This is a genomic window from Paenibacillus sp. FW101-FHT12H11, from assembly GCF_058790355.1.
This window is the reverse complement of sequence record NZ_JBYTCO010000006.1, coordinates 249,838-267,893: the sequence shown is the minus strand read 5'-3', so window position 1 is coordinate 267,893 and position 18,056 is coordinate 249,838. Positions and strand designations below refer to the sequence as shown.

Genomic DNA, 18,056 nt, shown 5'->3' with positions numbered 1-18,056 from the left:
GTAGAAATTAGTCGAAATAAACAGCTTTACCTGTTTTAGCGGATTCGTAGATTGCTTCTAGAATCTCAGAAACGACGCAAGCTTGCTCCGGTGTAACGACTGGATCTGTATCGTTTTCAATGGCTTGAATCCATAGACGCATCTCCAGATCCGGCGCGCTTTCTGTTTCGCCATCATAGAAGGCAACGCCTCCGGCTTTCAGCTCAACCTCTGTTGTATACAAGCGGCTGTGCTTTTCGCCGTTAATGCGAAGGCCATTTTTCATGTCCGCGCCGCCTTCTGTACCGCTAAGTGTACATTTAGCTTCATCGACTTCCAGTGTATTCAGCGCCCAACTTGATTCTAGGATAATGGTTGCGCCATTTTTCATCGTAATCATACCGAATGCAGAATCTTCCACGGTAAACTTGGATGGATCCCAAGGCCCCCATGCATTTGCTGCGTTTTCGCGTTGGGACAATTTATGATACGAAGTACCAAGAACAACTTTCGGCTCATAATTGTTCATCATCCACAGCGTCAAATCGAGGGCATGCGTCCCGATATCGATCAAAGGACCTCCGCCTTGCTTCTCTTCATCAAGGAACACGCCCCATGTTGGTACGGCGCGGCGGCGGATCGCATGAGCTTTGGCGAAATAAATATCGCCTAAATCACCTTCCGAACAAAGTTGGTGCAGGTGTTGGCTGTCGCTGCGGAAGCGATTATTGTAACCAACGGTCAATTTTTTGCCTGTGCGTTTCGCTGCTTCCACCATTCGGCGAGCATCTGCTGCTGTTTTCGCCATCGGCTTCTCGGACATTACGTGTTTGCCGGCTTCCAATGCCGCAATCGTAATCTCTGCATGCGAATCATTCGGTGTGCAAACATGAACGATATCAATTGTGCTGTCTTTCAAAAGCTCACGGTAATCTTCATATACGCGAGTTTCGCCTTTTCCATACTTGTCGGCAGCTTCTTGCGCTTTTTCAGGAATAATATCACAGAAAGCAACCATTTCTACGTTTTTTAATTTGTTCAAACTTGGCATATGTTTGCCGTTGGCAATGCCTCCACAGCCGATAATGGCGATTCGATACGTTTTGGACATGATGATCCTCCTTAGGTTTTCGTCTGAGCTCGTACTATTTATCAGTATATCAAAAACCTGCAAAAATAAAATTTCTGATCTGGCGATAATTATATCCGATTGTGTTATCTAAGCAAAAAAATAAGCCCGGGCAGCTGTTTCACCAGCACCCTAGGCTCCTTATTTTTTGATAATCGACGCCACCAACTTATATCCGACCCCGCGTATCGAATCAATCTGCACGGATTGCTGATTCATCTCCAGCTTTTTGCGCAGCGAACTTACGTGAACATCCACGGTGCGCTGCCCGCCGATATAATCAAAGCCCCAAACAATATTCATAAGATCGTCTCTCGTCACGACTACGCCTGGACGCTGTACGAGATACAGCAGTACCTCGAACTCTTTAGGTCTCAATGGAATCGATTCGCCATTCAGAACGACTTCATATTTCTCTGGATAGATGAATAGTTCGCCGGCTTGAATGACTTTCTCATTCGTTCCCTGCTTGTCTACCGTGACATCCTCCGACATCGTTCTGCGCAATACGGCGGATACTCGTGCCAGCAACTCCGCTACACCAAAAGGCTTCGTGATATAATCATCCGCTCCGTGCTTCAAGCCTTGGACAACCTCATCTTCTGCATTGCGGGCCGTTAAGATAATAACTGGCGTGCTATTTCCTTTTTGTCTAAGCTTAGCCAGTACCTCAAACCCATTCAAGCCCGGCAGCATAATGTCCAAAATAATTAAATCATAGGACTGCTGAAGCGCTTCTTGCAGACCATCTCCACCATGATCCACAACTTTTGTATGATACCCTTCCTGGGAAAGATTGTACGATAACAACCTGGCCAAGGTAGGCTCGTCTTCAATAACTAATATTTTTTGTGCCATGGGATCCCCCGTATTTACAGTTTATTAACATTGCACATCCATATAATAACACAATTTTGCTACGTGAATGTAAATGTTGCATTTTCGCCATATAATTTAGTGGATGACTGGCAATTCAATGGTAAATCTCGTTCCAACTCCAACCTCGCTATCCACGCGAATGGTCCCTTTATGCAGCTCAACTAAATGTTTCACAATGGACAAGCCTAGTCCTGTTCCACCTGAACTTCGCGAACGAGCTTTGTCTACCCGGTAAAAGCGTTCAAAAATACGCGGTAAATCCTTCTTCGGTATCCCCATGCCGGTATCGGAGACGATTAGACGCAGACGCTCGTAATCGCCCTCGCTATTCGGATCAAGCGGCTCGATCCGCAGCTTGACTTTGCCGCCTTCCTGCGTGTACGCAATACCATTGGAGAGAAGATTGATAATAATTTGGCGCAGGCGATCTTCATCCGCTTCAATATACATATCTTCATCAACCTGCAGCCCCAACTCGATATGCTTTTTCTCCGCTTCTTTTCTTAATACGTTAAGCGATCTTTCCAGAAACTCCGGTAAATAAATCGGCGAAAAATTCATTGGAATCCGCTTGGATTCAATTTTGGACAGCTCGAGAATATCCCCAATCAACCGGTTCAACCGTTCGCTCTCATCAAAAATAATTTGCAGGAACGATACCGCCGTTTCCTTATCATTCAGCGCCCCTGCCAGCAGTGTCTCAGCGAAACCTTTGACTGCGGCAATCGGCGTCTTGAGCTCATGGGATACATTCGCAACAAATTCGCTTCTCATCCGCTCCAGCCTGCGAACAGCCGTGATGTCATGAATCACGATCAGTACCCCTGACCATTCCTCGTCTTCATGGGCAATTGGACTTAAATGAATATCCAGAATGCGCTCGGCCGGATAATAAAAAATCATTTCGTCACGGATAGATTCGCGCGTCTCTATACATTCCTGAATCAGCTTCGTAAACTCAAACTGCTGCTTGGCTTCATTATATCTTTTCCCCAATAGTTCTTGCGAAGAAAAACCCAAAATATATTCAGCTGAAGGATTTAACAGCATAATCCGTTCTTCTCGGTCAATCATCATAATGCCGCTCAGCATATTTTCCATAACGCCTTGGAGTCTGCGTTCATTCTCCTGAATCCGCGCCATTTGCTGCTGCAAGCTTTCGGACATCCGATTGATGGCCTGCCCCAGCTGCCCAACTTCATCATTGCTATAGGCTGGAACACGAGATTCATAATTCATATTTGTGATTTGCTGGGCGACTTTCGTCATTTTCTCAATCGGATGTGTAATCCCCTTCGCAATTCGATAGCTAACCAGACCGGCGATCACGAATAAGATCATCAAACCGACAATCAGAAAATACCACAAGCTGCGGATTGAATTATCCACTTGTTCCAGGCTCAACGAAATGCGTAAAAAGCCGGTTGTGACCTTCGACTCATTCTTCACGGGAATGGCGGCGTACAGCATCTTCTCATTCAAGGTATCACTGTATCGCGTAGCGTAACCTACACCATTAGAAGCAGCTTCAGCAATTTCCGGACGAGTTAAATGGTTGTCCATTTGCTCAGGGTTTTGATCGGAGTCTCCGATCACTTTGCCGTCTGCACGAACAAAAGTCAGCCGTTCATTCGTTGCTGCTTTAATCCGTTTGGCTTGTTCGGAGAAATAAGATACAAGTTCAGGTTCTGATCCCATCCTGCCCCAATCCCCCGTAGCGACAAGGACATGCAGCTCGCGCTCCATATTCTCCTCCAGGGACTTCACATGAGAATCCTCAAGCACCTTTGCCATAAAGATACCGGCAAGCAGCATGGATGAACCAATCAATACAATCAAAATAAATGTTAGTTTGGCACGGAATTTCGTCATCTGTTTATCTTGCCTCCGATAGATCAAGTCTGAATTCAAAGAGAAAAGGGCTACTCTACATAGTAACCCTTTCTCCCGTACCAAATCCAGTTATTTAATTGTAAAGATGAAAAAGTGCAAAAGCAATAACCGTTTAAGCTTATTTAAAAACAGGCTCTTTCAACGCTGACAGCTTCTCAAATGCGTTTTTCTCAACGTCGGCATGCAAGCTGTTGCCATGTGAATCCATGGTAACGATAGCTGCGAATCCTTCTGTCTCCAAATGCCACATTGCTTCTGGAATACCGAATTCCATGAAATCAACGCCTTCTACTTTCTTAAAGCATTGAGCGTAGTATTGCGCTGCGCCACCAATAGCGTTCAAATAAACACCGCCATGATCCTGCAAAGCGGCCAATGTTTTCGGACCCATTCCGCCTTTTCCGATAACTGCGCGAATCCCGAACTTCTTGATGATATCGCCTTGATAAGGCTCCTCACGAATACTTGTCGTCGGGCCAGCCGCTTTCACGTGCCACTCACCGGCTTCATCCTTACTCATAACCGGTCCACAGTGGTAAATTGCCGCACCGTTCAAATCAAGCGGAGCATCGTGATCCATCAAATATTTGTGCAGCGCATCGCGTCCTGTATGCATCGTACCGTTAATAACGACCACGTCGCCAACTTTCAGACTGCGAATTTGCTCTTCGGAAATCGGAGTCGTCAAGACGATCTCGCGACGCTCCTCTTCTTTCACATTTTTCGCAGCTTCCGCACTGGCCTCAAAAGCTTCCTGGAAGGAGACTTCGCTTCCTCTCGGATACGACCAGCCGTTGATTTCACCAGTTTCGGGATTAAGAAGCACGCCTTGACGGCGGAACGCCCAACAGTTATAGGCAACAGAAACGAAGAAGCTAGCTGGCAAACGGTTGGCCACGCCAACTTTACAACCTAGCAATGTGACTTGCCCGCCGAAGCCCATTGTACCAATTCCCAGTGTATTCGCATGCTCCATCACATACTCTTCAACTTTCCGAAGCTCAGGATGCGGGTTCACGTCATCAACATGGCGGAACAATTGATGCTTCGCCAGCTCGTAACCGCTAGTCCGGTCGCCGCCAATGCCAACGCCAATAAAGCCTGCGCTGCACCCTTGCCCTTGTGCTTGGTACACGGCATGCATGATACATTTGCGGATTCCGTCAAGATCACGCCCGGCTTTGCCTACGCCTTCCAGATCAGCTGGCAGGCTGTATTGAATATTTTTATTTTCGCAACCGCCGCCCTTAAGGATCAGCTTCACTTCGACTTCATCGCGTTCCCATTGCTCAAAATGAATAACCGGAGTTCCAGGTCCCAAATTGTCGCCAGTATTGGCGCCTGTTAAGGAATCCACCGAATTCGTGCGAAGCTTGCTTGCTTTGGTCGCATTAGCAACGGCTTCAAGAATCTGCTTTTTCATAATAATTTGGTTTGCCCCAACCGGACAGTGTATAATAAACGTTGGCATGCCTGTATCTTGGCAAATCGGAGAGACATTGCATTCCGCCATATGAATGTTATCGGCAATACGGGATAAGGAGAGCGCTGAGCGAGTTCCTTTGTCTTCTTTTTCGCTTGCGGCTTGTACCGCACGACGTACATCACCCGGAAGGTTTGTGGACGTTTCGACAATTAGATCGTAGACGCTTTGATAAAAATGCTGCATGACTAAAAATGGCTCCTCTCGACTTAACAAATAATAATCATTACAAACTATTATACCATATAAGGAGTTACGCTGACATGTCCAAAAGAATCGGGATCACGATTCTGCTGAGTCTGATAGGGCTCACGCTTCTGCTTACGCCGCTCTCCGCTAAGCGATCTCAAGATATCTACTATCAGGATCAAGTTGCTGTCCTCATGTATCATCATATCCATGAAACCGATACAAGCTCCAGCACCATTACATCCTCGCTGTTTCAAAATCAGCTGCAGTATTTACTAAGCAAGGGCTATCATTTTATTTCCCTGAATGAATTCAAGCAATATTTGGCTGGAGCCACAGTACCTTCCAACGCCGTCCTTGTGACGTTTGATGATGGGTATCAGAGCTTTTATACCGGGGCTTATCCGATTTTGAAAAGCTTGCGAGTTCCCGCTGTCAATTTTGTTATCACGCATGATTTGGCCGATCCGCTGGCATCCTATATTCCTTCGATGTCCAAAGAGCAGATCAGTGAAATGACCCATGCGACGAACTTCATCGATATCGGCTGCCACACCGACAGCCTGCATAACAAGCTGCCGAGCGGCGATGCTGCGCTTGTCGGCCGCATGGATGGCGAAAACGACGACGCCTACAAGCAGCGCGTGCTGCAGGATACGCAAGCTTGCGTCGGCAAGCTTGCAGGGCTTACGGACGCGCCGCTCGACGTCATGGCGTATCCATACGGCATCACGTCGCCTGCGGCGACGGAACAAATTCAGAAGGCGGGCATCCGCTACGCCTTCACGATCTCCCCCGAGATGGCGACGCGCAGCGCCGACCATCTGCTGATCCCGCGGATCAACGCGGGCAGCCCCGGCATCACGCCGGAGCTGCTGGACCGCTCGATCCAGCGCCGCATTCAGGCGCAGCCGGGCAGCGCCCCGCTGCGCGTGGACGCGGCCGCTGCCGTAGCGCAGCTCGGCGGCAGCGCAAGTGCAGAAGGCGGAGCGCTCCGCCTCCGCCTGGGGCAAGAGGCATTCACCCTCCAGGTGAATGCCGCTGAGGCCACGCGCGGCTCGGCGCGCGTGAAGCTGAAGGAGCCCGTGCTCCGCGAGCACGGGCAGGTCACGATCGCGCTCGAGGATTTGAGCGCGTTGATCGAGCTGCCGCTCGTCTACACCCCGGCCACCGGAACGGTGGCTGCGCGGGTGGTGCCGAGCGTGAAATCAAACTGAAGGAGTACAGGAACCTCATGAATCATCACTTTTTCGCTTATTTGTACCGCCTCAAATATATCGACCGTTGGAGCCTCATGTGGAATATGCGCAGGGAAAACGTAGCTGAGCATTCTTTCTACGTCTCCACGATCGCCCATATGCTTTGTACGATCGCTAATGAAGTCTATGGCCACAATGTCCCTACGGATCGGGTTGTCTCTATCGCATTGTTCCACGATGCGTCTGAGGTACTAACGGGCGATATCCCTCAGCCCGTCAAACACAACAACGAGCAGATCCTTCGCAACTTCCGCGAAATCGAAGATGTCGCAGTAGAGCGGCTCATTCAGACGATTCCGCCGGAAATTAGCGACATCTACCGCAAGCTGATTCAGGAACCGGATCCTGAGCTCTACCGCTGGGTGAAAGCTGCCGACTTGCTCGAGGCTTACATTAAATGTTTAACGGAGCTTTCCACTGGCAACCGCGAATTCATCGTTGCCAAGCAGCAAATTCTAGAAAGCTTGAAGAAAATGAATATGCCGGAAGTGGATTATTTCCTTGAGCATATGAGCGCTTCGTTTGAGAAAACGCTGGACGAAATTACGCTTAATCCAAGTCAAGGCGAGTAATCACTCCTTAATGAAAAAGGGCTGTTCCTAACGTAGAAATCTCTACGCTTGGAACAGCCCCTTTATTTCTAGGCCAATATTTGAGGATTCGTCATGAACAAAATAGCAACTACTACAGCTACCGCAGCAATCCAGCTGAATGTTTTAATTTTCGCTGCATCGGTTGCCGTGCTGTTTCCTGCCTTAGCATTAGCTGCCAGCTTCTTGATTCTTCCGCCGATCATGCCAGTCACCGCTCCCACGATAAGCAGCAAAACGACCGCCAGCACCATCCACAGTACGGATACTCCAGCTTTGGAAACCATTGCTCCGCCCGTGATGAAAGTCACGATTAATGAAAATTGTCCAACTCGGTTTAACGCAGACAGCAGCCCCATAAAGCCCTCTAATGCAGCGCCAGTTAACGATGCGGCACGTCCCACAATAAACGGGAACACGACGTATACGCCAAGCAATAAAGCACTAAGCACATGTAAAAAAATCATGACTTGATACATTCTAATAACCTCCGCAATTTTGAATTAGAATCGTTCTTATCTAAGTATACCGAATACCTATCTTGGGAACAAGAAAGCGATGTCAACAATTGTTCTTTTTCACCATATCTCCATATAAATGTGACCAACTCTGTCATAACTGGCGCAATCAACAAAAAAAGAGCCAATCCCCTTGAGGGAGACCGACTCTTTGCTTGTTTTCCAATTAGCCTGTTACAACTTTAATTACGCTGCGAACAGAGGCTGCTGTTTTGTCCAAAGCTGATTTTTCTGCCTCAGTCAGTTCGATATCCATAATTTTCTCGATACCATTCCCACCAAGGACAGTCAGAACGCCCATGAACAAGTTATCATAGCCATATTCGCCTTCAAGAAGAGCGATTGTAGGAATGATACGTTTTTTATCTTTCAAAATAGCTTCGGTCATTTGCACAAGGGACGCTGCTGGCGCGTAGTATGCACTACCGTTACCAAGCAGGTTAACAATCTCCCCGCCGCCCGTACGAGTCCGTTGTACAATGGCTTCGATACGGTCAGCTGGAATCAGCTTCTCAATAGGCACTCCGCCTGCGTAAGTGTAACGAACAAGTGGAACCATGTCATCGCCGTGTCCGCCGATTACAACTCCTTTAACGTCCTCAACCGATACATTCAACTCTTGTGAGATGAACGTCAAGTATCGAGCTGTATCCAGTACACCCGATTGGCCGATTACACGGTTTTTCGGGAAGCCCAGTGCTTGATACGCAACATAAGTCATTGCATCAACCGGATTACTCAAAATGATAACGATGGAGTTCGGAGCCACTTCTTTTACGTTTTCACAAACGGATTTCACGATACCCGCATTCGTGTTTACCAGATCATCGCGGCTCATTCCCGGTTTACGGGCGATACCAGCGGTGATGATCACGATATCGGAATCAGCTGCATCTGCATAACTGGAAGTACCGGTGATTTGAGCGTCGTAACCTTGAACCGGGCCAGCTTCGAGCATGTCGAGCGCTTTCCCTTTTGTAGGGTTTTCCAATTGCGGGATATCTAGAAGAACAACATTACCAAGTTCTTTTTGAGCTAGCATAAGAGCAGTTGTTGCTCCTGTGAAGCCTGCACCGACAACAGTAATTTTATTACGACGGATTGCCATTTGAGATGTGCCTCCTAATAATGATTAGTTATCGTACCCTTGGAGCGTTAGAGATGATTAAGCCATGTTTTTGATGATTTCGTTCGCGAATTCGGAGCATTTAATTTCAGTTGCGCCATCCATCAAGCGAGCAAAGTCATAAGTAACGGTTTTGTTGTTGATCGAAGTTTCCAGCCCTTTGTAGATCAATTGAGCTGCTTCCAACCAGCCAAGGTGCTCAAGAAGCATAACGCCGGAAAGGATAACGGAACCTGGGTTAACAACGTCAAGACCTGCGTATTTAGGAGCTGTACCATGTGTAGCTTCGAAGATCGCGTGACCTGTCAGGTAGTTGATGTTTGCTCCTGGAGCGATACCGATACCGCCTACTTGTGCAGCAAGTGCATCAGACAGGTAGTCACCGTTCAAGTTCAATGTTGCGATAACATCAAAATCAGTTGGACGTGTCAATACTTGTTGCAACGCGATGTCAGCAATCGCATCTTTTACGATGATTTTGCCAGCAGCTTCTGCATCTTTTTGAGCTTTGTTAGCTGCTTCTGCGCCTTGCTCTTCTTTGATGCGGTCGTATTGAGCCCATGTGAATGTTTTGTCGCCGAACTCACGCTCAGCCAACTCGTAACCCCAGTTTTTGAACGCGCCTTCTGTGAACTTCATGATGTTGCCTTTGTGTACCAATGTAACTGTTTTACGGCCATGTTTGATAGCATACTCAATAGCCGCGCGGATTAGGCGCTCAGAACCTTCGGAAGATACTGGTTTTACACCGATACCTGAAGTTTCTGGGAAACGGATTTTCTTAACGCCCATTTCGTTTTGCAAGAAGGAAATAACTTTCTTAACTGCGTCGGAACCAGCTTCCCACTCGATGCCTGCATAGATATCTTCTGTGTTTTCACGGAAAATAACCATGTCAACCAACTCAGGACGTTTAACCGGTGAAGGTACGCCGTTGAAGTAGCGAACTGGACGGGAACATACGTATAGATCAAGCTCTTGACGAAGCGCAACGTTCAGGGAACGGATACCGCCACCGATTGGTGTAGTCAGAGGTCCTTTGATGGACACGATGTATTCGCGCATAGCTGTTAATGTATCGTTAGGCAACCAGTTGTTGAATTTGTTAAAAGCTTTCTCTCCTGCGAAAACTTCGTACCAAGCGATTTTTTTCTCGCCTTTGTAAGCTTTCTCTACTGCTGCATCAAGAACGCGTACGGAAGCCGCCCAGATGTCAGGACCTGTACCGTCACCTTCAATGTAAGGAATGATTGGGTTGTTAGGTACTTGCAGAACGCCATTCTCGATGGTGATTTTTTGACCTTCTGTTGGCAGTTCGTAAGATTCGAATTGTGGCATGATAGTTCCTCCTAAGATTTGTTTAAAATGATACGAGTTCAAATGGTGCATTGCGTTCCATGCTTTTGACAGTGCCTTCCGACCTCTTCTTATAATCAATTATTTTGAACAAGTTCTCATATGTAAATAAATCGATTATAAAGGCGGGCGCTACGTTTCTCCAGGCACTATCAAGCACTCCACTAGCTACTTTACTACAAAGAGATCAATTTTAAAAATTTTACTCGTCACCGTAGTAGGGGGCAGAAGAGTGGCAGACACACAAAAAGTGACGGGAATTGCAGTACCCCCCAGGGAGCATAAGTCCCTGAAGCTTTGGTACCGAACTGCCCGCACCTTGAGTTTACATCTAATTCAAACGAATTAGCGAGCGCTAATCGGAATGTATTTTTGGTTAACCGGACCTGTGTACTCAGCGCGAGGACGGATCAAACGGTTGTTTTCGTACTGCTCAAGAATGTGTGCAGTCCAACCGGAAGTACGGCTGATCGCGAAGATCGGTGTGAACAGGTCGCGCGGGATTTCAAGTGTTGTGTACACGGAAGCCGAGTAGAAGTCTACATTCGGTTTCAAGCCTTTCAGTCCTGTCACCAGTTCATCCGCTTTGACGGACATTTCGTACCATTTCAGGTTGCCAGTCAATTTGCCAAGCTCGTAAGACATTTTTTGCAAGTGCTTCGCGCGCGGATCTCCGTTTTTGTAAACACGGTGGCCGAAGCCCATGATTTTGTCTTTACGCTCTAATTTGCCGTTAATGTAAGGAACTACGTTCTCTACCGTACCGATCTCTTCCAACATAGCCATAACAGCTTCGTTCGCACCACCGTGAAGAGGTCCTTTGAGCGTGCCGATAGCTGAAGTAATACCGGAGTAAATATCAGTAAGTGTTGCAACTGTTACGCGTGCCGCGAATGTTGATGCATTCAGTTCGTGGTCAGCGTGAAGCACTAACGCTTTGTCCAAAGCTTCAATCGCAACTTTGTCCGGCTCTTTGCCCGTCAATTGGTACAAGAAGTTAGCCGCTACGGAAGAATATCCTGGGGAAGCCAACGGTTCTTTACCTTCACGGATACGAGCGAATGCTGCAATGATGCCAGGGATTTGCGCTTGCAATTTGATCGCTTTACGAACGTTGGACTCTTGGCTCAGGTCGTTCGCTTCTTCATCGTACAGAGCAAGAGCGGAAACAGCCGTGCGAAGCGCAGCCATGGAATTAACATCTTTCGGGAATGTTTTCAACTGGTTGATCACCGCATCAGGCACCTTGCTATAAGCGTTCAGGTCGCTTTGCAGTTTCTCAAGCTCAGCTTGGTTAGGGAGTTTGCCGAACCAAAGCAAATTAATTACTTCTTCAAATGTCGCATTTTCTGCGAGGTCATCAATATCAATCCCGCGATATGTTAACACTCCATCTACAATGGAGCTAATCGACGAGGTCGTGGCTACAATTCCTTCTAAACCTTTGGTTGCAGTCATTGGAATCTCTCCTTAGCTACTCTATTAGCAAAAAATTGCTTTTTTCCTAACTTTAATAATAAAGTATTTTACTCGGTAAGTGAACAAAAGAGGACATAAAACTTCATTATCACTACCATAAAGAATCTTTTTGACACAAAAAAGCCATTTTATTTTGCTTCACAACGAAAAACACACGCTACAAGTTTTTGTTTATTTCCCCGAATTATACAAGAAATTTGCAAAAGTTTGTCGAGTCGCCCTTCCCTTGATACAATGTAGGCAAAGCATCAGTGATTTCTCGGATAAAGGAGCAAATACATGAGCAGCGGCACAAAAATCGGCATCATCGATATCGGGTCCAACTCGATACGACTTGTGATCTATGAAATCAACGAGCTGGGAGCCTACCGGGTAGTAAGCGAGCACAAGGATTCCGCAAGGCTCAGCGAGCGCATCGGTTATGATGGCATTTTACATAGCAAAGATATTATTTCTATTGTCCCCATTCTTTCGCATTATGCGCTTTTATGCCGGGTACATGAAGTTCAAACGGTTAGAGCCGTGGCAACTGCAGCCATTCGCAACGCGGTCAATTCAGAAGAGATCGTACGTGTCCTTGAGGAACAGACCAGCCTGCAGATCGAAGTGCTCAGCGGATCGGAAGAAGCGCGCTATGGCTATTTGGGAGTCATCAACACCATCGATATTCGGGACGCTCTCGTCATCGACATCGGCGGCGGCAGCACAGAAGTAACTTTACTGCGCGATCGGAAGCTGATGAACAGTGTGTCCTTTCCATTCGGTGCCGTGAACACAACGCATCAATTTATGAAAAACGCGAATCTCACGGAACAAGGGGCAGCCGATATTCGCCGCATGGTTGAAGAGGCGATCGCCGACCACCCCTGGATTACCCAGTCTCCGAATCTGCCGATGATCGGACTCGGCGGTACGATTCGAACGCTCGGCAAAATGAGCCAGAAACGCTCGAAGTACTCCTTGCAACTCGCGCATAACTACGAACTAAAGCCTGGAGAGCTTCGCTCCTTCGTCACCCTGCTGTCTTCCCTTCCCATCGAAAAGAGAAAGAAAGTCGACGGCCTATCCAAAGAACGCTCCGATATTATCGTGCCGGGACTTCTTATTTTAGATACCTTGTTCCAAGCTGCAAATGCCTCCCAGTGCATCGTCAGCGGTTCAGGACTGCGCGACGGTATATTCTTCGAGATGTTCGATCCCAAGCACCCCATTAAGCAAGATGTCCTGGAAGCCAGCATCCACAACTTGCTGTGCCTTCATCCCAATGGAGCGGAGAAGCATGTTCGACGCGTCGACCAGCTTGCCATGCTGCTCTATGACAAGCTTGTGGTTCACGGGAACCTTGAAGAAGGCAGTTGGCGTTATTTGCACACTACCGCTCTCCTGCATCGTATTGGTGTCAGTGTACACTATTATCAATATCTAAAGCATACGCAGTATATGCTAGCCAATGCCCGCATCGATGGGCTCACGCATCGTGAGATCGTGATCTGCTCGCTCATCGCGACGTACAAAACAAAAAGCCGGACCCATCAGCAATCCCTTGCTTACAAGGATTTGTTGAAAGAATCCGATGAGATGTTGATTGTAAAGTTAGGCACGCTTCTAAAGCTTGCAACTGCGCTGGATCACAGTGAAACTCAGCCTGTTCAAAAGCTGGTCGTTACACGATCCGATACGTCCTTAACGCTTAAACTGCTCTGCGTACACAACCCGATCTTAGAGTTAAAAGAGCTCGCAGCCATAACCAAAGATTTCGAAAAAGCGTGGGGACTCAAACTTAAGATTCAAGCTGGAGTTTTTTCCAAGACGTAATTTTCATGGCCTCGAACTGGCTCCGATAAGGGGTCAGTTCGTTTTTTATGCTGGTATACATGCCGTTAGACATAAGCTCTCTGGCTTTCACATTATCATTCAGGCTGACGTTCAGAATCGAAATCATCATCTTCTTCATCTGCGGGTCAATAACTGGACACATCAACTCGATTCGACGCGTCAAATTCCGTGTCATCCAATCCGCGGAAGATAAATAAACATCAACGAGACCGCCATTTTGGAAGTAGTAAATCCGTGAATGCTCCAGGAACCTGTCTACGATACTCCGCACCGTAATATTCTCGCTAAGTCCAGGAACTCCCGGACGCAAGCAGCAGACGCCGCGAACAATTAATTCAATCTTCACGCCTGCCTGCGACGCCGCATACAGCGCATCTACCATTTCTTGATTTGACAATGAATTCATTTTGGCAATAATTTTCGCAGGTTTGCCTTCTCTCGCATGGGCCGCTTCCCTTTCAATCAGCTCGAACAGCTTATCTTTAAGATCCGTTGGAGCTACGGCAAAAGACTGCCAGTCATGCGGAGCTGAGTAACCGGTAATTTCATTGAACAACGCCGAAGCATCCTCGCCAATGACACTATTGGAAGTGAAAAGCCCTACATCCGTATAGAGACGGGCTGTATTGTCATTATAATTCCCTGTCCCCACATGCACATATCGGCGGAGAGTATTCTCTTCTTGGCGTACGACCAAGGTAATTTTGGCGTGTGTCTTAAGCCCGACAAGTCCGTAAACGACATGACAGCCTGACTTTTCCAGCATTCTCGCCCAAGCGATATTCCGTTCTTCATCGAAACGTGCCTTCAGCTCCACAACGACCGTAACCTGTTTGCCGGATTCCGCGGCTCGTGCCAAGGATTGAATAATCAGCGAGTTCCCGCTTGCCCGGTACAAGGTCATTTTAATCGCAAGCACTTTAGGATCATAGGCCGCATGGACAATGAAATCCGTCACAGCATCGAAAGTTTCATATGGGTGATGTACGAGAACATCCTTTTGCTTCAACACATCAAAGAAATCCACTTCATCCTCAAATTCCACCGGATATTTGGGGTTGATCCGCGGGTAGCGAAGATTTTCAAAACCATTCAGCGTATTCGCCAGTTTCATAAAGTAAGTGATATCGATCGGTCCGTCGATTTCAAAGGTCTGCTCTTCGATTTCGAACTCTTCCTGCAATTGGGCAAGCGCATAAGGGTGAATACCTTCTTGTACCTCAAGCCGCACTGGAGAGCCCCAGCGCCTGCGTCTCAGCTCTTTCTCGATCTCCTCAAGCAGATCTTCGGCCCCTTCTTCATTGAGCGTTAGATCGGCATTACGAGTCACCCTGAAGCCATGAACGGAAATTGGGATATATCCGCTGAACAACGATTGTATATGATGCTCCATCAATTCTTCAAGAAGAATAAATTCCTGTTTCTTGCTATTAGGCCGTGAAGGTACGGAGATATAACGGGATAAATTGCTAGGAACTTGAACAATGGCAAAATACGGCTCATCATCCGGATCATCGCCTTCTCGGATGAGTAGGACGGCCAAATACACAGAATGATTATGTACGAGTGGGAACGGTCGGCTCTGGTCCACGGCCATCGGCGTTAATACCGGAAAAATAATATCGTGGTAGTAGGCATCCATCGCTTTCTTCTGACTCGTATTCAAGTCCTCGTATTCAGTGAACACGATGCCTTCTCTCGTCAACAATCTCGTGACTTCGCGATACGTTTTGTATTGTTCATTCACCATTTTGTTCGTGCGTTTCATAATCCGTTTGATTAGCCCCGCAGGCGTGTAGCCGGTAAAATCTTTTTTCGTATATCCAGCTTTAATTTGATCCTTCAGACCTGCAACACGAACACTCATGAACTCGTCGAGATTGCTAGATACGATAGCCAGAAATTTCACACGCTCAAGCAGTGGAGTGCTTGGATCTTGAGCTTCCTCCAAAACTCGCCAGTTGAATTCGATCCAGCTTAAATCACGATTTAAGTATTTGGTCGAAATCTCTTTGAGTTCCTTTTGTTCCTTGAGCTCTTTAACTTCCTTCAGATCGGGTTCTCGCGCAATACTCATAAAGCCTCCAATTAAATGATCTAGTTTATGTTTTCATTGTACTATGTGTCTGGAATACCGACAATGCAGATCCCCCTTCACTATTATATTAAGATTTTGTAAAGGGATGTTCGTTTCCGTATTTATCCATGTTCATGTTACAATACAAGGAACTGAACCAAGGAGAGAAGAACGATGGGTATCCTCAATCCGCGCTTAGTTCACCAGATTTTCAGAGGTATTTGGGTGGCTTTAATCATAGCTGGAATCGCCTACGCTTTCTACTACGTTATTCCACTGATCTATCCTTTTATTTTTGGCTGGATTTTGGCGCTTATGCTCAATCCAATTGTGAATTTTTTTCAATTCAAGCTCAAATTTCCGCGATGGCTTGCCGTCAGCTTCTCTATGCTTCTCTTTTTAGCGGCCATGGTTACGGCCATCACCCTGCTGGTTGCCAATATTGTTGTGGAATTAGGATCGCTTGCGGATACCCTGCAGCTGCAGATTAACCGTTGGGTGGAGCAGTTCAATGTGTTCATCAATTCAACAGCTTTCCAAGATTGGATCGAGAAAATCAATGAGTTTTTTGAAAATAACCCCAAATATCAGGAAACCGTCAATAACAACCTCTCGTCCACGGCAGGCTCCATTGCTGATGTGAGTAAATTTATTATTAATTATGTCTTTAACACGCTGAAAAGTTTGCTCACCTCGCTGCCGAATATTGCAACAATTACCATTATCATCATGTTAGCTACTTTCTTTATAAGTAAAGACTGGTACCAACTCATTCAAAGATACAAAGGCATTTTCTCCGATCTCATCGTGAAAACCACGCAATTGATTCGCAACGATTTGCAAAAAGCTCTGTTCGGGTACATACGCGCACAGCTTATCCTGGTATCGCTGACCGCATTGGTTGTCATTATCGGTTTGCTTGTCCTGCGTGTCGACTATGCCATCACCATCGGTTTGCTGACTGGTTTGGCAGACTTGATGCCTTACTTGGGAACAGGTGCGGTTATGGTGCCGTGGATTCTGTACGTGTTTTTTGCACAAGGCAATCTGGTTCTGGGGATCGGACTTAGTGTCCTGTACGGCGTCATCGTGATAGCCAGACAGATTATGGAGCCTAAAGTACTCGCCTCCTCCGTCGGTCTAGATCCTTTGGCTACGTTAATTGCGATGTTCGTGGGACTGAAGCTGTTCGGTCTACTGGGGCTCATTATCGGCCCTGTTTCCCTCATTCTCATCTCCGCTTTTTATCGGGCAAGAATCTTTCATGATATCGCTACTTACATAAAAAAAGGCTCGGCACCTTCTGAATAAGAGGGTCCGAGCTTTTGTTTGTGATAATTTACTTGCATGCGGCTTATCTACGGTTAATCCAATGAATATTGCCTTTGCTAATTTGTCTTTGGATCAATGCAAGCAGCATGACTTTGAATATCGGTCTCGTATACGGAAAAACAAGCAGAAACCCAAAGATGTCCGTAATAAAGCCGGGTGTAATCAACAAAATACCGCCGAGGAAAATACAAATGCCATCCATCAATTGCTGTGCCGGCAGTTGCCCTTGCGACCATTCAAATCGAGCGTACTCCAATACTTTGCGCCCCTCGCGCTTAGCGAAATAAATGCCCAGGAAACCACTTAACAGGATAAGACCGAATGTCGTCCAACCGCCGATAAAATGACCGAGCGCAATCAACACAGAAATTTCAATGGCAGGCACTATGATGAAAATAGCAAGAATGATACGAAGCATAAGCCCATCCCCTTTAAGAGTACTTAGATAACAGCTGCCACAATTTCGGAGCTTCCTTCTCTATACGTACTGGCCTCCAAGAAGGATTCACCCAAACATGCCGCGTTGTTCCCGTTACAAGTAATTCCCCCGAATTCCCCTCTGAGCCTTCCGCCACATCCTCGTTCACTTTACGGATTTCATAGGTAAAATGGATCCGCACCGAGGTCATCTCCAACACGCGAGTGTTAATAGTTACCAAATCGTCGTAACGAGCCGGCTTCTTAAACTTCAGATCCGCTTCTACGACGGGAAGTAACAGACCCTGTTCCTCAATTCTGCGGTAAGGATAGCCAAGCTCTCTGATCAGCTCTGTTCGCCCGATTTCGAACCAGTTCAAATAATTGGCATGGTACACAACACCCATCTGATCCGTTTCCGCATATCGCACGCGCAGCTGGTGCTGATACCAGTGTTCCTCTTTCATGATTATCCATTCCTCCTGAGATATCGTTATGTGCTAAGTATAACATA

The 18,056-nt window shown here is 46.9% G+C and carries 15 protein-coding genes; 4 read left to right on the top strand and 11 right to left on the bottom strand.

Annotated features, from left to right (window positions below):
* Positions 1–7: 7 nt before the first annotated feature.
* From AC3WTJ_RS20980 to AC3WTJ_RS20965, 4 genes are all read right to left on the bottom strand, one after another.
* On the bottom strand, positions 8–1,090 hold the full coding sequence (locus AC3WTJ_RS20980) for a Gfo/Idh/MocA family protein (protein ID WP_492523481.1): 1,083 nt from the start codon (positions 1,088–1,090) through the stop codon (positions 8–10).
* Between the two features lie 159 nt (positions 1,091–1,249).
* A complete protein-coding gene (locus tag AC3WTJ_RS20975; RefSeq protein WP_127457431.1) occupies positions 1,250–1,966 on the bottom strand; it encodes a response regulator transcription factor in 717 nt (238 codons plus the stop codon).
* A gap of 96 nt (positions 1,967–2,062) precedes the next feature.
* Positions 2,063–3,859 (bottom strand): two-component system histidine kinase PnpS, encoded by a 1,797-nt coding sequence (gene pnpS / locus AC3WTJ_RS20970; protein WP_157322934.1) that lies wholly within the window; start codon positions 3,857–3,859, stop codon positions 2,063–2,065.
* Between the two features lie 139 nt (positions 3,860–3,998).
* The gene (locus AC3WTJ_RS20965; RefSeq protein ID WP_492523480.1) at positions 3,999–5,549 is read right to left on the bottom strand and encodes a fumarate hydratase; all 1,551 of its coding nucleotides are present in this window, start codon (positions 5,547–5,549) and stop codon (positions 3,999–4,001) included.
* A gap of 77 nt (positions 5,550–5,626) precedes the next feature.
* Here AC3WTJ_RS20965 and AC3WTJ_RS20960 point away from each other — a divergent pair, with 77 nt between their 5' ends.
* Positions 5,627–6,769 (top strand): polysaccharide deacetylase family protein, encoded by a 1,143-nt coding sequence (locus tag AC3WTJ_RS20960; protein ID WP_157322937.1) that lies wholly within the window; start codon positions 5,627–5,629, stop codon positions 6,767–6,769.
* Between the two features lie 17 nt (positions 6,770–6,786).
* On the top strand, positions 6,787–7,383 hold the full coding sequence (gene yfbR, locus AC3WTJ_RS20955) for a 5'-deoxynucleotidase (protein WP_492523479.1): 597 nt from the start codon (positions 6,787–6,789) through the stop codon (positions 7,381–7,383).
* A 68-nt stretch (positions 7,384–7,451) separates the two neighbouring features.
* Here the strand turns inward: yfbR and AC3WTJ_RS20950 are convergent, their stop codons facing one another.
* The 4 genes from AC3WTJ_RS20950 to citZ all read right to left on the bottom strand — a co-directional run bounded on the left by AC3WTJ_RS20950 (position 7,452) and on the right by citZ (position 11,859).
* Entirely contained in the window at positions 7,452–7,880 is a 429-nt protein-coding gene (locus AC3WTJ_RS20950) for a hypothetical protein (protein WP_492523478.1), read from the bottom strand.
* A 205-nt stretch (positions 7,881–8,085) separates the two neighbouring features.
* Positions 8,086–9,027, bottom strand: a complete 942-nt coding sequence (gene mdh / locus AC3WTJ_RS20945; protein WP_157322941.1) for a malate dehydrogenase — start codon at positions 9,025–9,027, stop codon at positions 8,086–8,088.
* 57 nt (positions 9,028–9,084) lie between these two features.
* Positions 9,085–10,383 (bottom strand): NADP-dependent isocitrate dehydrogenase, encoded by a 1,299-nt coding sequence (icd, locus tag AC3WTJ_RS20940; protein ID WP_492523477.1) that lies wholly within the window; start codon positions 10,381–10,383, stop codon positions 9,085–9,087.
* A gap of 363 nt (positions 10,384–10,746) precedes the next feature.
* The gene (citZ, locus tag AC3WTJ_RS20935; RefSeq protein WP_492523476.1) at positions 10,747–11,859 is read right to left on the bottom strand and encodes a citrate synthase; all 1,113 of its coding nucleotides are present in this window, start codon (positions 11,857–11,859) and stop codon (positions 10,747–10,749) included.
* A 300-nt stretch (positions 11,860–12,159) separates the two neighbouring features.
* On the opposite strand from citZ, the gene AC3WTJ_RS20930 reads away from it, so the two are divergent.
* Complete coding sequence (locus tag AC3WTJ_RS20930; protein ID WP_492523475.1) at positions 12,160–13,695, top strand: Ppx/GppA phosphatase family protein; 1,536 nt, start codon at positions 12,160–12,162, stop codon at positions 13,693–13,695.
* Here AC3WTJ_RS20930 and ppk1 read toward each other — a convergent pair.
* On the bottom strand, positions 13,661–15,793 hold the full coding sequence (ppk1, locus tag AC3WTJ_RS20925) for a polyphosphate kinase 1 (RefSeq protein WP_492523474.1): 2,133 nt from the start codon (positions 15,791–15,793) through the stop codon (positions 13,661–13,663). The two genes, AC3WTJ_RS20930 and ppk1, sit on opposite strands and share 35 nt — an antisense overlap.
* Before the next feature lie 174 nt (positions 15,794–15,967).
* Here ppk1 and ytvI point away from each other — a divergent pair, with 174 nt between their 5' ends.
* On the top strand, positions 15,968–17,104 hold the full coding sequence (gene ytvI, locus AC3WTJ_RS20920; RefSeq protein ID WP_127457420.1) for a sporulation integral membrane protein YtvI: 1,137 nt from the start codon (positions 15,968–15,970) through the stop codon (positions 17,102–17,104).
* Between the two features lie 43 nt (positions 17,105–17,147).
* Here the strand turns inward: ytvI and AC3WTJ_RS20915 are convergent, their stop codons facing one another.
* Positions 17,148–17,543: an FxsA family protein gene (locus tag AC3WTJ_RS20915; RefSeq protein ID WP_407871316.1), complete on the bottom strand. Its 396-nt coding sequence runs from the start codon at positions 17,541–17,543 to the stop codon at positions 17,148–17,150.
* 13 nt (positions 17,544–17,556) lie between these two features.
* Positions 17,557–18,009, bottom strand: coding sequence for an acyl-CoA thioesterase (locus AC3WTJ_RS20910; protein ID WP_492523473.1), 453 nt, complete (start codon positions 18,007–18,009; stop codon positions 17,557–17,559).
* Positions 18,010–18,056: the final 47 nt, after the last annotated feature.